The organism is Ensifer sp. MJa1, from assembly GCF_037026475.1.
Classification (GTDB): domain Bacteria; phylum Pseudomonadota; class Alphaproteobacteria; order Rhizobiales; family Rhizobiaceae; genus Ensifer.
On record NZ_JAKUMO010000005.1, the window covers coordinates 160,336 to 177,760 of the forward strand.

The window sequence follows — 17,425 nt, forward strand, 5'->3', positions numbered from 1 at the left end:
CACGAATCTCATCTTTAACTTGTGCTTCTTGGTTGCGCAATTACAGGTGTATTGTCGCAATTGCGATAACCGAAATCAATAAATTTTTAAGGGTTCTGACTAATCAATTTGAGTTAGGCAGGCACGCTCCCACGCCTGCCGCACGGTTGGTTTGCCGCTTGCAGTAGCAACTGGCCAGAACTGCCAGACCGTCCCGGCTAAAACCAGAACAAGGGCCGGCACGGCTACTGCTGCCCAAACCCAGCGCGCAGGCGATGACCGAACTGCTTGGCGTCGGCCTGTCCCACAAGGATGACGCGAAAGGCCCGCACCGGTTCGGCGATGTTCTTCCCCTTCTGCCAGCCCATTGGCTCGAAGCCGAAAGCCGGCTTCTTCTCGACCTCCCTGTCTCTTGAGCCTCAAGGGGCGTCTCAGAGGTTTTCCTTGAGCAAGACCTCAATGCGGATCTTGTCCTGGGCGGCATGTGGCTCGCGCGAATCGGTGCGTGCCCGCATGATCCGGATCGCGCTTCTTACGGCGTGTCCCGGGTCCTGGGCGATCACCGCATCGATGCGCTCGTCGCGCAGGCCGCCTTCGCTGAAGGGGGTGCGTTCGTGGACGACCACAGTCAGCGGCCGCAGATCGGTGAAAGATGCTGCGCCCTCCAGCGGGATCCTGGCCTCCGAGCTCAGCACATAGATCGAGACGATATCCTGATTTCGCTCCAGAATTCTCTGCAGGATCTGGGCGGCCCTGCGTTCGTCGCCATGTGTCTCTATCGATGGCAGGCACTGGAGTTGAGGAAACTGGGCATTGACGACGCTGTCGAAGCCGACGCGTCGTTGAATGCTGTCGAGTGAGAGCATCGTCTCAGCGACGATCAGCACCTTTCCCGGTTTCCCGCCGACAAACCGGCCGATGATCTTTGCCGCGGTCGCGCCGGCTGCGAAGTTGTCGACGCCCACGAAATCGGCCGTCGGCAGCTTTTCCTGTCCGGAAAGGAACTGCACGAACTTGATGCCGCGCTCGATCAGGCGCCCGATCGCGTCACGCACCTGCGGTGATTCCGGCGCCATCAATGCGATGCCATCGAATTCGTTCTCGTCTACTTCGGACAGGTATTTCGCAACCTTGTGCGGATCGTCGATCGGAATCTGGACGACGTCGAGATCGATGAGGTCACCCTTCATCGCGACGCGCGCATCCTCCACCCGGTGGATCAGTTCGCCGAGGTAAAGGTCGCCGGTTGTCGGCAGGATGAAGCGGAACCGATAGCTCTTGTTGCGTGCGAGGCTGACTGCAGCAGGGTTGCGTATAAATCCAATTTTTTCAATGGTTTCGTTGACCTTTCGAACGGCCTTTTGGCTGACGTTCGGTCGATCGTTCAGGACGCGGTCCACCGTTGCGAGGCTCAGGCCCGCTGCCTCAGCAAGATCTTTGGCCGTTGGCCGCATGCGCAACTCCTGACGTCGTCCTATTGCAATCTACTCCAACAAAATGAGCACAAAATCAAGAATTGATGTGCGCACCTCAAAAATCGCTTGCGCTGAGGTGCGCACCTCAGTTATGAATCTTCTGGCGAAGGATGCGGGCTCCAAGTGCAGCCGCGCGCCGCCAGTGCCAAGAGGATCTACGGTACGCCAACCGCCCGGCTTGGGCGCTTTCCTTCTGATGGAGGTCGGAAGGTACAAGGGGAGGAGAACCCGATGATGAAGCAGATGCTGTTGAGCTCCACAGTCATGGTTGGAGCGTTTTTCGCCGTTTCAGGTGCGGCTGGCACCCACGCCTCGGCGGCAGAGCTGACCCTTTGCTGGGCGGCCTGGGATCCGGCCAATGCGCTGGTCGAACTCAGCAAGGATTTCGAGGCCAAGAGCGGCAACACGATGAAGTTCGAGTTCGTGCCGTGGCCGAATTTCGCCGACCGGATGCTCAACGAGCTGAATTCCGGCGGCAAGCTGTGCGATCTGATGATCGGCGACAGCCAGTGGATCGGCGGTGCTGCCGAAAACGGCCAGTACATCAAGCTCAATGATTTCTTCGACAAGGAAGGAATCAAGATGGATGACTTCATTCCGGCGACCGTCGTCGGTTATGCGGAGTGGCCCAAAAACACGCCGAACTACTGGGCGCTGCCGGCCTTTGGCGACGTGGTTGGCTGGACCTATCGCAAGGACTGGTTCTCCCGCCCCGAGCTGCAGGCAGAGTTCAAGCAGAAGTACAGCCGTGACCTTGCCGTGCCGAAGACCTTTGCCGAACTCAAGGACATCGCCGAGTTCTTCCAGAAGCGCCAGATCGACGGCAAGACAGTCTATGGCGCTGCGATCTACACCGAACGCGGCTCGGAAGGCATCACCATGGGTGCCATGGACGTGCTTTACAGCTTCGGCTTCGAGTACGGAAATCCGAAGAAGGCCTATGAGCTCGACGGTTTCGTCAATTCGGCGGATGCGGTGAAGGGTCTGGAATTCTACAAGGCGCTCTACGATTGCTGCACGCCTCCCGGTCATTCCGATGCCTATATGTCGGAGGACATCGATGCCTACAAGTCCGGCCAGGTCGCCTTGCAGATGAACTTCGCCTTCACCTGGCCCGGCATTCACGTCGATGCCAATGTCGGCGGTGACAAGTCCGGTTACTTCCCGAACCCTGCCGGCCCCACGGGCATTCAGTTTGCCCAGCTCGGCGGCCAGGGCATCTCGGTCGTTGCCGCATCCGACAAGCAGAAGGAAGCGCTCGACTACATCAAGTGGTTTGCCCAGCCCGAGATCCAGAAGAAATGGTGGTCGCTGGGCGGCTATTCGGCCCTGCGTTCGGTCGTCGAGGACCCGGGCTTTGCGACGAGCCAGCCCTATGCCCAGACGTTCCTCGATTCCATGGCAATCGTGAAGGATTTCTGGGCCGAGCCGTCCTATGCCTCCCTGCTGCAGGCGTCGCAGAAGCGCTTCCATGACTATGTGGTCGCCAATCAGGGCTCTGCCCAGGATGCGCTCGACGGTCTCTCGGAGGACTGGAAGGACATCTTTGAGGACGAAGGCAAGTACTGACGCGAACGAACCACCGCCTCCCGGTGGATAGCGTCGATGCAGGGCCGGTCGTAATATCGGTGCCGGCCCTGCATGCCATCGTCTCAATGCCTTAGGGGAATAGCATGCTCCATTCATCGATCGATCGCGTCGCGCACGCGACGCCGCCGGCGGTTGCGCAACGGATCAGAGGACTGTCGGATCGCGCGATCGCCTGGATTTTCGTCGCTCCATCCATTGTACTGCTGCTTGCGATCAACATCTTTCCGCTGATCTGGACGATCCGGCTGAGCTTCACCAATTTTCGCGTGAACCGTCCGAACGAGCCGGTTCAGTTTGTCGGTCTTCGCAACTACCTCAACATTCTGACCGACGAGGATATCTGGCTGACGATGCAGGCAACGGCTCATTTCCTGATCTGGACGATCGTCCTTCAGGTTTTGATCGGCTTCTCTCTCGCCTATCTCATCAACAAGAAGTTTCGCGGCAACGACCTGTGGACGACGATCATCGTGCTGCCGATGATGCTGAGCCCCGCGGTCGTCGGTAACTTCTGGACCTTTCTCTACCAGCCGCAGATCGGCCTCTTCAATTACGCCGTCGGGTTCCTGACCGGCGCCGACCCGTCCAGCTTCTCGATGATCGGCGACACCACGCTTGCCCCCTGGGCCATCATCATCGTCGACACCTGGATGTGGACGCCGTTCGTGATGCTCATCTGCCTTGCCGGGCTGCGCTCCATTCCAAACAGCATCTATGAGGCGGCGGAATGCGACCGCGCCAGCAGCTGGCGCCAGTTCTGGACGATTACCATTCCGTTGGTGCTGCCGTTCCTGATGCTGGCCATCCTTTTCCGTGGCATCGAAAACTTCAAGATGTTCGACCTGGTCGTGCAGCTGACCGGGGGTGGTCCCGGTTCGATCACGGAGCTGACGTCGATCAACCTGAAGCGTGAAGCCTTCGAGAAATGGCGAACCGGATACGCTTCCGCCTATGCCGTGATCCTCTTCGTCACCGTCTTCGGCCTTGCATCGATCTATGTCAAAGCCCTCAACAAGGTGAAACAGAGATGAGCAGCTTTTCTGTAACGGAGCCCTCCGCACGGCAAAAGTGGTTCGCAGGCACCCTGGTCGTGCTCTATGCCGTCATCACTATTCTGCCACTCCTCTGGATCATCGGAACGAGCTTCAAGTCCCCCTCGGATGCCATTGCTTATCCGCCGAAAACCTTCTTCGAGCCGACGCTCGAAGGCTATGTGAACCTCTTCACCACCCGTACGCGTGTCACCGAAGAGCAATTGAAGGAGATGGGCGAGCCGACGACCTGGTATGACCGGCTTGTGCGCAAGGACGGGCTGATCATCGCCGGTCCGTCACGGTTCACCGAACGCTTCTACAATTCGGTCATCATCGGCTTCGGGTCGACGGTTCTGTGCATCGTGCTCGGGACTGCGGCGGCCTATGCCTTCTCGCGGTTCAAGGTGCCGCTCAAGGACGATCTGCTGTTCTTCATTCTGTCGACGCGAATGATGCCGCCGATCGCCGTTGCGATCCCGATCTTCCTGATGTTCCGCTCGCTCGGGCTGAACGACACCCATGCCGGCATGATCCTGCTCTACACGGCGGTGAACCTGTCGTTGTCCGTCTGGCTGCTCAAGGGTTTCATCGATGAAATCCCGATCGAATACGAAGAGGCGGCCCTGATTGACGGCTACACCCGCTTCCAGGCCTTCTACAAGGTGGTTCTGCCCCAGGCAGCCACCGGCATCGCGTCGACCGCGATCTTCTGCCTGATCTTTGCCTGGAACGAATACGCCTTTGCCGTGCTCTTGACGTCTGGCACCGCACAAACCGCGCCACCCTTCATCCCGACGATCATCGGCGTCGGCGGCCAGGATTGGCCGGCCGTGGCCGCCGGCGCCACCCTGTTCCTCGTCCCCGTGATGGTGTTCACGATCCTTCTTCGCAAACACCTGCTGCGCGGCATCACCTTCGGAGCGGTTCGAAAATGACAGCTTTCCTCAACCAGTTGCTTCATCTCCGCCGCGGGGCGTGGGAAATGGTGGCTTCGATCCTCATCGCGCTCGGCGTGGTCATGTTGATGCAGCCACTGTCGCTCACGCTCTACTCCTTCTCATTCCTGGTGACGCTGACTGGAACCGTGATGTTCATCATTGTCAGCCATTTCCCGGAGTAGGCCGATGGCTCAGATCAGAATTGAGAACGTGCGCAAGGAATTCGGAGCGTTCACCGCCGTCCAGTCCTCGACGTTCACGGTGGAAGACGGCGAGTTCTTCATGTTGCTCGGCCCATCCGGATGCGGCAAGACGACGACGCTTCGCATGATGGCCGGGCTGGAACTGCCGACAAGTGGCCAGATCTACATCGGCGGCGAAGAGGTCGGCATGAAAAGGGCAAGCGAACGCGACATCGCCTTCGTCTTCCAGATGTTTGCCCTCTATCCGCACATGAACGTGCGCAAGAACATCTCTTATCCGCTCGTCAGCCAGGGAACGAAGAAGGCGGACGTTGCCGCGCGCGTTGCCGAGGTTGCGAAGATCCTGAGAATTGAGGCCATTCTCGACAAGCCGGTCGGCGGTCTCTCCGGTGGTGACCGCCAGCGGGTCGCTCTCGGGCGTGCCATCGTCAGAAACCCCAAAGCCTTCTTCATGGATGAGCCGCTGGGCGCGCTCGACGCCGAGTTCCGCGAACACATGGCGGGTGAACTGCGCGCGCTGCACGATCGGATGGGGGCCACCACCGTCTATGTCACCCACGACCAGCTCGAAGCGATGCAGATGGGTGACCGGATCGTGGTGATGAACCACGGCGTCATCGAGCAATTCGGCCGGCCGCAGCAGATCTACGACTGGCCGGCGACGAAATTTGTCGCCAAGTTCATCGGTTCGCCGCCGATGAATTTCCTGGACTTCGAAGGCATGATCGGCATTGGCGGCGACAGCATCAATCTCTCCGGCAAGACCGTGCAGGTGCCGGCGTCTCGCGAAGGCAGGGCGGGCAAGCTGACGCTTGGCGTGAGACCGGAGCACATTCATTTCGCCGATGACTCCGGCTACAGGGGCCGCGTCATCGCCGTTGAATATCTCGGCACCACGCAGATCGTCACGCTCGAGACGCCCAATGGCGAGCTCAAGGCGCGCACACCCTCGAACCAGGCGGCCCGAACGGACGAAATCGTCGGTCTCGATTTCGATGCACGAACGCTTTCGCTGTTCAACGCGGAAACGGGCCGCGCCCTTGTTTCCGAGGCCAACGAGGGAGTGCTTCGCCGTGGCTGAAGTCATGTTGAGGAATGTCACCAAAACATTCGGTGCCCATACGGCACTGGACGACGTCTCGATGACGGTACCCGACGGGTCGTTCGTTGTGCTTCTGGGGCCGACGGGAGCCGGGAAAACGACGACGCTGCGCATGGTCTCCGGCCTCGATGTGCCGGATTGCGGCGAGATCTTTATCGGCGGGCTGTCGATGCAAGGGCTGACGCCGGCGCAGCGCAATGTTGCAATGGTCTTTCAGCAATACTCGCTCTATCCGCATTTGTCCGTGCGGCAGAACCTGGAGTTTCCGCTGAAGTCTCCGCTTCTGAAGACGCCGCAAAAGACGATTGACGAAAAGGTCAACGCGATCGCCGAGGTTCTGCAGATTTCGCACAAGCTCGACAACAAGGCCACTGCCTTGTCCGGGGGCGAGATGCAGCGCGTGTCGATCGGGCGGGCGCTTGTCAGAAACCCGCAGATTTACTTGATGGACGAACCCTTGAGTTCGCTCGATGCGAAGCTGCGGGCGGACCTGCGCGTCGAACTGAAGAACATCCAGGCGAAGTCCGGTGCAACGCTTCTTTACGTCACGCACGACCAGATCGAAGCAATGACCATGGCGACTCATGTCGGCGTGCTGGAAGAAGGCAGGCTCGTGCAATTCGGCTCGCCGAGAGAAATCTACGAGGCCCCGGTGAGTGTCTATGCCGCGAGCCGTCTCGGCCAACCACGCATCAACGTCCTGCCTGCCGAGTTGTTTGCCGGTTCTCCACCGAAGGCGAAATCGATCGGTCTTCGTCCCGAGCACATCGTCCAGGGAAGTGGTGAAGATGCGCTTGTGACACGGGTGGAACATCTTGGCGACCAGACACGTCTGCATCTCTCGTTCAAGCAACATGTGCTCGTGACGGTCACGGACCCGCATACAGGGTTCCGCGGCGGCGAGACGATCAAGATCCAGCCAAACAAGCCGCTGTTCTTTGACGCGGCCGGAATGCGCATCGCGTAGGGAGCGGAACATGAGTCAATTTATCAACCGCAAGGAAAATGTGGTGACCGAGGCAATCGATGGGGTGCTGGCCGCGTCGGGCGGCGCACTCTGCCGCCTCGACGGCTACCCGCACATTCGCGTGGTCCTTCGCGCGGACTGGGATCGGAGCAAGGTTGCGCTCGTCTCCGGCGGGGGCTCGGGCCATGAGCCGGCGCATATCGGTTTCGTTGGGAGGGGCATGTTGACGGCGGCCGTCTGTGGCGACGTCTTCGCCTCGCCGAGCGTCGACGCGATCCTTGCCGGCATTCTCGCGGTCACGGGGCCAGCCGGCTGCCTGCTGATCGTCAAGAACTATACCGGAGACCGGCTGAATTTCGGTCTGGCGGCGGAACGCGCGCGTGCCTATGGCCTCAATGTCAGCATGGTGATCGTCGACGACGACATCGCCTTGCCCGACCTGCCGCAGGCGCGCGGCGTCGCCGGCACCTTGTTCGTCCACAAGATTGCCGGGGCGCTTGCCGAAAGCGGTGCGGACCTCGATACGGTCGCAAGCGCAGCCCGCAAGGTGATATCGGGCACCCATACCATCGGCATGTCGCTCGATACCTGCACGGTCCCGGGCTCTCCGAAGGAGCATCGCATCCCGGAGGGACACGCGGAACTGGGGCTCGGCATCCACGGCGAGGCTGGTGTCGAGCAGGTTGCCTATTCGGACGCGAAGGCCGCGGTCGCCGCAATGGTCGAGCGGTTGCGGGCAGCCATGGACGACAGGCCGCACATAGCCCTCCTCAACAACCTCGGTGGCACATCAATCCTCGAAATGTCGGTTCTTGCGCATGAGCTTGTCCATTCCGCCATCGGCGGCCGGATCGCACATCTGGTAGGCCCGGCGCCAATGATGACGTCGCTCGACATGCGCGGGTTCTCCATCTCCGTCTATCCGGCAGAAAAAGCCGAGCTGGAACTGCTGTCCAGGCCTGTGGCCCTTCCGGCCTGGCCGGGGGTGAGCACGATCAAGCCGGTTGCCGTTCTGGCGCTACCGGACGGTCTGACACCGATCACTCCGCTGCCATCGCGGCACGAGGCAACACGGCAGTTTCTGCTTGCCTGCTGCAACGTGCTGATCGAGGCCGAAAAGGACTTGAACGCGCTCGACGCCAAATCCGGAGACGGAGACACGGGCTCGACACTGGCAGGTGCTGCGCGGGCTCTTATTCATGCCCTCGACCGTTTGCCGCTATCGGACCATACGCAACTGCTTCGCGCCATCGGGCAGGAGCTGAGCCAGACCATGGGTGGGTCCTCGGGCGTGCTTCTCGCGATCTTCTTTGCGGCGGCAGGAGACGGCGCTTCCAGTGGTCTGTCCATACGCGAGGCGCTGAAGGCCGGGCTGGCGCGCATGCAGGAGATCGGCGGCGCGCAGATCGGCGACCGTACAATGGTCGACGCCCTTTCGCCGGCGCTGGACGCGCTTGATGAAAGCGTGGGTGTCGCTGCCGAGGCGGCGCGCGCCGGCGCGGATCTCACCGCGACGCTGGTGCGCGCTCGCGCGGGGCGGGCGGCCTACATCAATGCCAAGCAACTCGAAGGGCATGTGGACCCGGGCGCCGAAGCCGTCGCCCGGCTGTTCGAGCATCTTGCACGGCATCCGTCACTCGATGCCGCTCGGCCGGCGGTTGCATCGGCCGGCTGAGGTCTTGCTGTCTGATCATTCGGAACAGGCGGAGTAAGCCGGTTTGACGTTCAGCTGCGGCAGATGGGGCAGGACTTACTGCCCTCATCGCTTGGTGGTTGTCTGCCTGAGGTCGCCAGACTTGGGCATTCAGCGTCTCGGGGGCTTGCAAGGTTCATCTGTCGCAAGGCAACCCTCGGCTCTCGCCCTTTCGGTATCGGAGGCGAAGGAACTCCGAAGGCTGCCGGCCCTCAGGGCCTGGTGTTCCTTCATGATACTCTCGCAGGTGGCTTCCGCTCGCCGCCAGAGTAGGAGTGCCACGGCGCGTCACTTGAGGCATCGCAGCCTCGTTTCATTGAGTATGTATCAGGCTGATCAGGCCGCCGATTGAATCTCTGCGCCACGAGCGAACGTCACGCGCCTATGCTATATTTCTCTGAAGGGGAATTCGAGAGCCAGCATGCACGCGAGCGTAGGGGTGGCAGATGCTCGAAAGTCGGGTCAACAAACCACGACAACCAACGAAACCTTCGCATCGCAAGGGCCCCCTCGCCGAATTTGTCGGCGAGCGGCGCATTGTCACCGCCCTCTGTTACGATCTCGTGGGTTCGACGCGACTTCTCCATTTGCTCGACATTGAAGACTATCAGGAACTGATCGCTGCATTTCAGAATGCGGCGAAACAGTCGATCGTCTCTCATTCTGGCGTCATGCAGCATGAGGCTGGAGACGGTGGCGTTGCGCTCTTCCCGTTTGAATTGGGGGCGAAGGATGCGGCATCGCTCGCCATTCGCGCGGGTCTCGGGATCGTCGAAGGTTGCGCGCGCGTTGGCCGGGAGACGGGTCGCGACGACTTGCACGTTCGCGTCGGGATCGCGACATCCGTCGCGCTCATTCAAGACACACCGGATGAGAAGGGGGAGCCGGTTACGGCAGCCGCCCTCGCGATAGCCACCCGTCTTGAGGAGATTGCCCCAGCAGACACCGTCCTTGTTTCGCAGGACACCCGCGATCTGGCCGGCAGGTCGCATGCTTTCGTGTTCAAAGGAGCCAAGACGCTCAAGGGCTTCACTGCTCCGGAGAAGGTCTGGCGGGCGCTCGGGCACAAGATTGACGTCGACAGGTTCTACGCGTTCGGCAGACTTGGCGGCCCCTTCATTGGCCGCGAAAGCGAGTTGAAGACGATTGCAGCCTGTTGGGAAAGGGTCGCCGCGACGGGTGGCGAGATACTGCTGCTTGAAGGAGAGGCAGGCATCGGAAAGTCGCGGCTTTTGCGGGAAGTCCGCAAGATGACGCGCGACCGGCGATCAGGGCTGTTCTTCTTTCAGTGCCTGCCCGGGGGGCATCGCTCGACGCTGCATCCCCTGTTGAACAGTTTCATGGGGGCGGCATCTGGACAGGACGATCAATTGGGCCTGTCTGCTTCCGCTGTAGCAACTCCGTTACAACGACACGGCATTCGCGACGCGGAAACCATTGAAACATTCACCTATTTGCTGGGCGCGCTGGGACGAAATCAACGGCTCGCCGACAACAACCCCAAAGCCATCCGCGAAAAGGCGCTTCGCGCCGTGTCTCACGCACTTGCGGCGTTGTGCGCGAACGGGCCGATCGTTCTAGCTGTCGAAGACATCCACTGGATCGATCCGACCTCCCGGGACTTGTTGGCGGAGGCCGCGCGGGTAGCGCGCCAACTTCCGGTTCTCCTCGTGGTGACCTCACGTCCCGGATTTGTTGCGGACTGGTTGGACGCGGCCAATCCCACGCGTCTGACGCTGCTCCCCCTTGATCGTGTCGACACACGACGGGCGATAGAGGCAAGGTGGTCGGAACCGGGGCAGGCCATGCTTCCTGGGCTCTATGACGTGATCGAGAGGGTATCTGGCGGCGTTCCGCTCTTCATCGAGCAAATCTGCCAATGGGTCTCGGAGAACGTTGCCGCAGACACAATGAGCCTGTCGGAAAACGTTAAACCCAGCCACGTGTCCGCTTTCGAGGAGATCCTGGATGCACGCCTCAACCACCTCGGCACGGCCAGAGACGTGGCGCGAGCGGGTGCAGTGGCGGGCACCCGTTTCACGCCTTCGCTGCTTCGTGCGTTGCTGCCGGGACTTGGCAAGAAGTCTTTGGCCAGGGCCGCAGATACCCTGATCGAAGCGGGGTTCCTGGCGCGGATCAGGGCGCGAGGACATACCGCCTACGGGTTCCGGCACGTTTTGATACAGGAAACGATCTACAATGCGCTTCTGCGCCGGCAGCGCCAGGCATTGCATCGGCGGCTGTTCCTCGCTGTCAGTCAAAATCGCCAGATGGCCGCTTGGATCGACACCGGATCGCTGGCCGAACATGCGGAACGTGCCGGGCTGATCGAAAGCGCCATCGAACTTTATACCGCGGCAGGGACCGAAAGCTCGAGCCGATCGGCGATGGTAGAGGCGCGCAACTGTCTGGAGCACGCCTTGGCAATTTGCGAGCGCCTGGGCGAGGGACACGCGATCCAGCGATTGCAGTTATCGGCGCTGATTTCGCTCGGTCCCATCCTGACTGGTCTTATCGGATTGAACTCGCCGCCGGCACGCAAGCTCTATGAAGATGGCGTGGCCATCGCCCGGCGGCAGCCGATGGAAGACCAATCCAAGTGGTTTCCGATCTATTGGGGGTGGTGGCTCACGGGATCGGATTTTCGCATCATGCACGACCGCGCCCTGCAGGTGCGCGCCATGCTGGCCGGGGCGACAGATCCGGAGATCAAGCTCCAGGTCAACCATTGCATCTGGGCCATTGAGTTCAATCTCGGCAATCATCGGGAGGCGCAGGATGCGATTAAAGCCGGGCTTTCGCTCTACAACGAGCAATCGGCGAAAACCAGCCGGACGTTGTTTGGCGGCCATGACGCCAAGGTGTGCGGTCTAGGGCAATTGGCGCTTTCGCTCTGGCTGACGGGACAATCGAAGGCATCGGACGCGGCCTTGTCGAAGATGGTCACCTTCGTCGACCGGATATCACACGTGCCGAGCAAGGCGCACTCGCTTGATACGGAGGCCGTGTCTGCGTTTTACCGCGACGACTATGGACGCCTCACCGAAATCTCCACCAGAATGGCAGAATTTGCGGGATTGCATGGGATGCAGTCGCTGTCCGGCGTGTCCCGGCTTTTTTCCGGGTGGGCGCGCGCGCATGAGGAAAGCCTGACGGGCGGGCACGCGATGTTTCTCGAGGGCTTGTCGCTCTTGAAAAGCCTCGGCGCCGTCGCAGATCTCCCGATCTATCTCTACATGCACGCCACGCTGCTCGGGCTAGCGGGCGAATTCGAAGCGGCAGTCGACGTCACAAATGACGCGATCGAAAAGGCCAGGGAAACGGGTCATGCCTATTGGCTTGCCGAACTCCACCGCCGCCGCGCCGTTCTTTACGCGCGTCGCAATACGACCAAGGATCACATCGCGTCCGAGCTGCGTTCAGCTGTGGACATTGCCGAGAAGCAGGGGGCAAGGGCACTTTTAAGGCGGGCAAAGCGTTCAATTCAGGAGCTTGGCGTTGCGGTTGAGTGTTGAACCAACCGGCCGCGAGGCGGCCGATCCGTCAGGCTGCGAGCGTATGCTCGCAAACTTTTTCGACGCGATCGTTGCCGGCTTTCACGAGCCCCTGTCGCCCCCCGCAGGCCCCGAAGAGGCCGCTCATACCTTGTGCGCAATTTTGCCGCTCTGTCGTCGTGCCGGCATAACCCGGGTGGGCGACCTGACCGGACTGGACCGGATCGGGCTTCCGGTGGTTCAGGCCGTTCGACCTGCCGCCCTTTCTGAAGTGACGTCACTCGGCCGTGGTCTTGCCGTTGAGGCAGCGGCGGTGGGGGCGATCATGGAATCGCTTGAGCGGTACTACGCCGAAGCCATTCCTTCGGACCGGATATTCTCGACGACGGCTGAGGAGCTCAAGATCCCTGACAAGCTGTTCGACAATCTTCTGGTACCTGATCGCCGGGAGGGCTGGCGGACAAGGACGATACCTTGGGTCGCCGGTATCGACGTCACGGGTCGTCGCCTCCAATCAGTGCCTGTGGAGCTTGTTCACACCCGCTACACGGACCCGCCGCCTGCGCATGATGGACTGTTCCTGCGCACAACCACGGGGCTGGCCTGTCATAGGACCGCCCTCGGCGCCTTTCTGCATGGCTTGTTCGAATGTATCGAGCGCGACGCTATCGCGCGTGCCTTCGCTACTCACGGCTTCTTTGATCGAATGCGCATTTCGACGGCCGGACTTGGCGCCGGGGTAGAGCACCTGCTTTCCGTTGCGAGTGAGCACCACGTCTTCTTCGGCCTTTGGCTTGCCCCTTCGCCTGCAGGAGTCCCGGTGGTCTGGTGCCAGACGATCGAGACAGGCCCCGGCGAACCGATCCTTGCTCTTCCGACCGAGGGTTATGCGGCTGGACCAAGCGTCGCTGCGGCGGCGGAGAGCGCGATGCTGGAAGCGTTATCTGCACGGGCCGGGGCAATATCGGGCGCACGCGACGATCAGACCCGGGATCACTACAGACGCAGCACTGATGTGATCGTCGCCAAAGCGCGCCAACTCATACTCATGGACACGTCCGAGATGCCACACGCAGCAACTGAAGTGTCCGCCGTTTCGGATCTGGGCGCGCTGATCGACAGGGTGCTCTCCGCAGGTATGGGCCCCATACTGGCTGTACCGGTAGGGACGGACCGCGAAACAGGCGTTCAGTGTGCAAGAACCATACTTCCCGGGGCCAGTCCCTTTTCGGTCCTGCGGTGAGAGATCACATGGTCGACGCGAGCGAGAAGGGTCCAATCCTGGTGTTTCTTGGTCCGACACTGCGGTTGGCCGAGGCGGAGCCGGTGCTCGACGCCATCTACCTGCAGCCCGCCGCGCAAGGCGACATTCTGCTTGCTGCCCACGCATTTCACCCACGAGCGATGGTCCTGATCGACGGGCAATTCGAGGACAGGCCCGCGGTCCGCCACAAGGAAATCCTCTGGGCGATGGCGCAGGGGATCGTGGTGATCGGCGCGGCAAGCATGGGCGCGCTCAGGGCGGCGGAACTCAGCGAATTCGGGATGATCGGTGTCGGTCTTATTTACCGCTGGTATCGCCGCTGGCGGCTTGCCCCGGATGATGCAGTCGCCGTTCTTTCGGGTCCACCGGAGCTCTGTTTTCTTCCATTGACCGACGCATTGGTCGATCTCCAACGGACGTTCGCCAACCTGAAGCGCCGCAATCTCATAACGCCCGCCGAGCACGACCTGCTCACAACAATGGCGCGAACCACGAATTTTCGAGAGCGCCGATTCGACGCGATTTTGCAACAGGCGGGGTGGCGGGAGGATGGGTTCAAAGAGTTGCAGAGGGCGATAGTCGGGCAAAAGAAGCTGGATGCTCTGCAAGCACTGCGAAGCGCGCGAACCCTCACACTCCAGGAGGATGTGGGGCGATCAAGCGTTGAGTGGGTTGCAACGAACACGTTTATCCGCGACCTCGAGGCAGGCGGCATTGACTCAAATTTAGTCAGCACTTATAAATTGAATCCTTAATTGCCGGATTTTCAGATCGTGGGGGCAATTGTGCGATGCGTCCAATTCGAGACGATGCCCGCGACCCCGGAAATGAAAGTGTCGGCACGCGCTTCTGGATCTATCCCCAGCCACCCTTCATTCCTGGATACGAACAGCCCGATCGCGTGTGGCTGTCGATACCGCGCGACGAAATAGGCGAGGGGCCTAGCGACCTCTCCATGTATGTCGCGGACCCGCTTTACGACAAACAGCCCTATGGCTTTGCGAGCTTGCCGCCATTTGATGGGGCGAGGCGCGCGCCGGTGGCGCCGGGGCCGGACCGTCATTTCGACAACATCGATCCGACCTCCCGTCCATTCCTTGGTGTACACGCCTACGCTTGCGTGCGTTTCGTTCTCGACATCTGGCAAAGCTATCTGGGGCGGCCGGTCCACTGGTTCTTCGACCAGACCTTTCCAAGGCTTGAAATCGTTCCCTTTGTCGATTGGGACAATGCTCAGGCGGGCTACGGCTTTCTGGAACTGGGCTGGTCCGACGTCGACGGTGTCCTGCGACCCTACGCGTTGAACTTCGACACGATCGCGCACGAGGTCGGGCATCTGATCATGCTCTCGGAGACCGGTGTGCCGACGGTGACGTCGCCCGACGGCGACTTCTTTTCGTTCTCGGAAGCGTTTTCGGACAGTGTTTCACTGATCTCGTTCCTGCATTTCGATTCCGCGATTGAGCGGCTTCTGCGGCGGACGAGAGGCAATCTGCTCCTTTACAACGAACTGAACCGCTTTGCCGAAACGAGCCCCGAGGCGCAGATCCGTCTCGCCACCAATTTTCGGCGGATGTCCGCGGTTACCCGCGAGGTGCACGACCGCTCGCTGCCGTTTGTTGGCGCCATCTTCGACAGCATCGTCGCGCTTTATCACCGGGATTTGGTGGCGAATGGTTGTGCCGACAAGCGGCTTCTGGATGTCGATATCCGGGAACTGGCGCGGGATGAGTTTGACATATTTCATCAGGCGACGGCGGCTGCATTCAGCACCAAGCCACTGTATTTCAAGCTGGCCTTGGCTGCCGCTCGCGACACGGTGGGCGCAGCACTCGCGACCGCATTGAAATCGATTGATCCAAACACATTGCGCCTTCAGCAAGCGGCAGAAGCGATTGTCGCCGCTGCGGACGGGGCGGCCGCCGAACTGCTCGAAGAGAATTTTGCCTGGCGTGAAATCACCACTTCACGGTGAAACAAAGGAGGGAGACATGAGTGGCTGCACTATTAATCCGGTGGTTGGCGATGCGCAGGACAGCTTAACCGACAAGATCGACTATAAATATTACCGTCCTGGGGATATTAGGCTATATGGACGGCCGGCAAAAATGTATGAGAAGCAAAAAAATGATAAAAAAATCAAGGAGTCAATTGAGAAGCTCGATAAAAAGATAAACGGAATTGGAGACTCAAGTATAATCGAAGATATAAATGAAATAATAAAAGATATACTTGAGAGTATAGTCAAGAGTAATGGCATCATTAGTGACCAAGTGACGGTCGCAGTATTTGATGGAAAATATTACAGCTTTCTTCCTATTAGTCTCGGTCCATCTCTGAGCTACATAAAAAGCATTGGCGTAATTTATGGTTATGCGTACGAGGGGCATTGTTACAAGTTGCCAAAACCGCAGATCATGTGCCTGCCTGAAAGGCCATCGAAAATCACCAAAGGGGATTGCGGCTGCGATTGCGGATTTGACCCGAAAAGCGGCTACGCTGTTTGGTCGATCGACAAGCTTGAACGGGCCATATCTCTCGACGTCCGCGCCGACAGTCTGAAGACGTTGATATTGGACGAGAACCTGCCAGGTAACCGGTCGCCTCTCGCCTATGCGCAGACGATGGCGTTGGCCCCACAGCGGTATCGGGACTGACAGGAACGGCCCACAAGGCGCGTGGTGCTAAAGCATATGCGAAGCCTGTTCCTGACACTGGCCAGTGCAGCTTGCTGAGGGTCGAAGGTCTCCCGAAGAAATTGTGGTGTTTGCTTCGCTGTGTTGGCGAGCACTCTTTTCAGGGAGGTGGTCACCGACGACCCCGACTGTGTACCCGTGCGATGGGTGGGCTGCTGTGCGAGGCGTTCGCGGTAGCACCGTCCTTGGGTGCGGCTGACCTAAAAAGACAGTCCGCACCGAAGGTCATTTTCTTTGGTTCATTTGCCCGCGTACCCGCGCGGACCGGGTGGAGGCTGCGCGCACCGGTCAGGGCTATCGTTCCGTTTGCGCCTGGCTGTTGATCGTCGGCAGTCGAAAGCAGGCGAGCTGAAAGACGTCCGGATGCCGTTCAGATTGGCCGGCTGTCGTAGCCGGCAGCTTTCAGCGCGTCGGTGATCGGGCCGGCGCCGGCTGCGGTCTCGATGCTGACTTCCCGATTGCCGAGATCGACCTTGATCGTCGCCTGCGGGTCGACGCTCAGGATCGCCTTCTGGACAGCGCCGGCGCAGTGGCCGCAGGTCATGTTGTCGATCTTCAAGTTCTGCATGCTTGTCTCCTTCGTTTCGTTGTGAGAGAAACATGGCGGTTCCCACCGTTGGAAGGTCAAGAGGGCCTTTCAAGATATTTTCCCTCGGTTTTTCTTTCTTCATGGTCTGGCGCATGGTGGGGGACGGCCCAAACACCCGGTTTGGGCGCCGGGATATTCTCCGAAAAATTTGAAAGTCTTTCATCATCGATCCCGGGAATGGACGGCTAGCGGTTCGGCTTCGGACGTCGCACAATCCCAAGGCTGTGCAAAAGGCATTCGCGTCGTCTGAAAGAGGGCGGACGATCGCCAGCCGGCACGGAGCCTTGAAAGGTTTTGTGAAGCGATCGTACCGGAATGCTCCGGGCGTTCGAAATGCATTGGTCGGGAACTGGAGGAGACGGTTTCCCGGTCTCTGTCGTTCGGCTGCGTCGTGGTGACGC

14 protein-coding genes are annotated in these 17,425 nt (G+C 60.0%); 12 read left to right on the forward strand and 2 right to left on the reverse strand.

The features are described 5' to 3' along the window. Positions 1-410: 410 nt before the first annotated feature. The gene (locus tag MKZ91_RS09310) at positions 411-1,433 is read right to left on the reverse strand and encodes a LacI family DNA-binding transcriptional regulator (RefSeq protein ID WP_336170292.1); all 1,023 of its coding nucleotides are present in this window, start codon (positions 1,431-1,433) and stop codon (positions 411-413) included. Between the two features lie 255 nt (positions 1,434-1,688). Between MKZ91_RS09310 and MKZ91_RS09315 the strand changes: the two genes are divergently transcribed. The 12 genes from MKZ91_RS09315 (at position 1,689) to MKZ91_RS09370 (ending at position 16,396) form a co-directional block, all read left to right on the forward strand. Continuing rightward, on the forward strand, positions 1,689-3,023 hold the full coding sequence (locus MKZ91_RS09315; RefSeq protein ID WP_442892233.1) for an ABC transporter substrate-binding protein: 1,335 nt from the start codon (positions 1,689-1,691) through the stop codon (positions 3,021-3,023). A gap of 104 nt (positions 3,024-3,127) precedes the next feature. Beyond that, on the forward strand, positions 3,128-4,075 hold the full coding sequence (locus MKZ91_RS09320; protein WP_336170294.1) for a carbohydrate ABC transporter permease: 948 nt from the start codon (positions 3,128-3,130) through the stop codon (positions 4,073-4,075). Beyond that, positions 4,072-5,013 carry a carbohydrate ABC transporter permease gene (locus MKZ91_RS09325; RefSeq protein WP_336170296.1) on the forward strand — a complete coding sequence of 314 codons (942 nt, stop codon included), beginning with the start codon at positions 4,072-4,074 and terminating at the stop codon, positions 5,011-5,013. Before MKZ91_RS09320 ends, MKZ91_RS09325 begins: the two co-directional genes overlap by 4 nt. Next, entirely contained in the window at positions 5,010-5,198 is a 189-nt protein-coding gene (locus MKZ91_RS09330) for a hypothetical protein (protein ID WP_336170298.1), read from the forward strand. The genes MKZ91_RS09325 and MKZ91_RS09330 overlap by 4 nt, the downstream gene beginning before the upstream one ends. Positions 5,199-5,202: 4 nt before the next feature. Beyond that, entirely contained in the window at positions 5,203-6,300 is a 1,098-nt protein-coding gene (locus MKZ91_RS09335) for an ABC transporter ATP-binding protein (protein WP_336170299.1), read from the forward strand. Beyond that, positions 6,293-7,288 carry an ABC transporter ATP-binding protein gene (locus MKZ91_RS09340; RefSeq protein ID WP_336170301.1) on the forward strand — a complete coding sequence of 332 codons (996 nt, stop codon included), beginning with the start codon at positions 6,293-6,295 and terminating at the stop codon, positions 7,286-7,288. The genes MKZ91_RS09335 and MKZ91_RS09340 overlap by 8 nt, the downstream gene beginning before the upstream one ends. A 10-nt stretch (positions 7,289-7,298) precedes the next feature. After that, positions 7,299-8,963 (forward strand): dihydroxyacetone kinase subunit DhaK, encoded by a 1,665-nt coding sequence (locus MKZ91_RS09345; protein ID WP_336170303.1) that lies wholly within the window; start codon positions 7,299-7,301, stop codon positions 8,961-8,963. A gap of 464 nt (positions 8,964-9,427) precedes the next feature. Further along, on the forward strand, positions 9,428-12,496 hold the full coding sequence (locus MKZ91_RS09350; protein WP_336170305.1) for an ATP-binding protein: 3,069 nt from the start codon (positions 9,428-9,430) through the stop codon (positions 12,494-12,496). Further along, positions 12,480-13,718: a YcaO-like family protein gene (locus MKZ91_RS09355; protein ID WP_336170307.1), complete on the forward strand. Its 1,239-nt coding sequence runs from the start codon at positions 12,480-12,482 to the stop codon at positions 13,716-13,718. Before MKZ91_RS09350 ends, MKZ91_RS09355 begins: the two co-directional genes overlap by 17 nt. A gap of 8 nt (positions 13,719-13,726) precedes the next feature. Beyond that, positions 13,727-14,494: a TfuA-like protein gene (locus MKZ91_RS09360; RefSeq protein ID WP_336170309.1), complete on the forward strand. Its 768-nt coding sequence runs from the start codon at positions 13,727-13,729 to the stop codon at positions 14,492-14,494. A 35-nt stretch (positions 14,495-14,529) separates the two neighbouring features. Then, positions 14,530-15,714: a hypothetical protein gene (locus MKZ91_RS09365; protein ID WP_336170311.1), complete on the forward strand. Its 1,185-nt coding sequence runs from the start codon at positions 14,530-14,532 to the stop codon at positions 15,712-15,714. Positions 15,715-15,730: 16 nt separating this feature from the next. After that, a complete protein-coding gene (locus MKZ91_RS09370) occupies positions 15,731-16,396 on the forward strand; it encodes a hypothetical protein (protein WP_336170313.1) in 666 nt (221 codons plus the stop codon). Between the two features lie 409 nt (positions 16,397-16,805). On the opposite strand, the gene MKZ91_RS09375 is transcribed toward MKZ91_RS09370, so the two are convergent. Beyond that, on the reverse strand, positions 16,806-17,003 hold the full coding sequence (locus MKZ91_RS09375) for a heavy-metal-associated domain-containing protein (protein ID WP_336170315.1): 198 nt from the start codon (positions 17,001-17,003) through the stop codon (positions 16,806-16,808). Positions 17,004-17,425: the final 422 nt, after the last annotated feature.

What these genes read in the sequence shown, in the direction of transcription:
- MKZ91_RS09310 (WP_336170292.1), bottom strand. Translation starts at nt 1,433, where the DNA reads ATGCGGCCAACGGCCAAAGATCTTGCTGAGGCAGCGGGCCTGAGCCTC.
- MKZ91_RS09315 (WP_442892233.1), top strand. Translation starts at nt 1,689, where the DNA reads ATGAAGCAGATGCTGTTGAGCTCCACAGTCATGGTTGGAGCGTTTTTC.
- MKZ91_RS09320 (WP_336170294.1), top strand. Translation starts at nt 3,128, where the DNA reads ATGCTCCATTCATCGATCGATCGCGTCGCGCACGCGACGCCGCCGGCG.
- MKZ91_RS09325 (WP_336170296.1), top strand. Translation starts at nt 4,072, where the DNA reads ATGAGCAGCTTTTCTGTAACGGAGCCCTCCGCACGGCAAAAGTGGTTC.
- MKZ91_RS09330 (WP_336170298.1), top strand. Translation starts at nt 5,010, where the DNA reads ATGACAGCTTTCCTCAACCAGTTGCTTCATCTCCGCCGCGGGGCGTGG.
- MKZ91_RS09335 (WP_336170299.1), top strand. Translation starts at nt 5,203, where the DNA reads ATGGCTCAGATCAGAATTGAGAACGTGCGCAAGGAATTCGGAGCGTTC.
- MKZ91_RS09345 (WP_336170303.1), top strand. Translation starts at nt 7,299, where the DNA reads ATGAGTCAATTTATCAACCGCAAGGAAAATGTGGTGACCGAGGCAATC.
- MKZ91_RS09350 (WP_336170305.1), top strand. Translation starts at nt 9,428, where the DNA reads ATGCTCGAAAGTCGGGTCAACAAACCACGACAACCAACGAAACCTTCG.
- MKZ91_RS09360 (WP_336170309.1), top strand. Translation starts at nt 13,727, where the DNA reads ATGGTCGACGCGAGCGAGAAGGGTCCAATCCTGGTGTTTCTTGGTCCG.
- MKZ91_RS09365 (WP_336170311.1), top strand. Translation starts at nt 14,530, where the DNA reads ATGCGTCCAATTCGAGACGATGCCCGCGACCCCGGAAATGAAAGTGTC.
- MKZ91_RS09370 (WP_336170313.1), top strand. Translation starts at nt 15,731, where the DNA reads ATGAGTGGCTGCACTATTAATCCGGTGGTTGGCGATGCGCAGGACAGC.
- MKZ91_RS09375 (WP_336170315.1), bottom strand. Translation starts at nt 17,003, where the DNA reads ATGCAGAACTTGAAGATCGACAACATGACCTGCGGCCACTGCGCCGGC.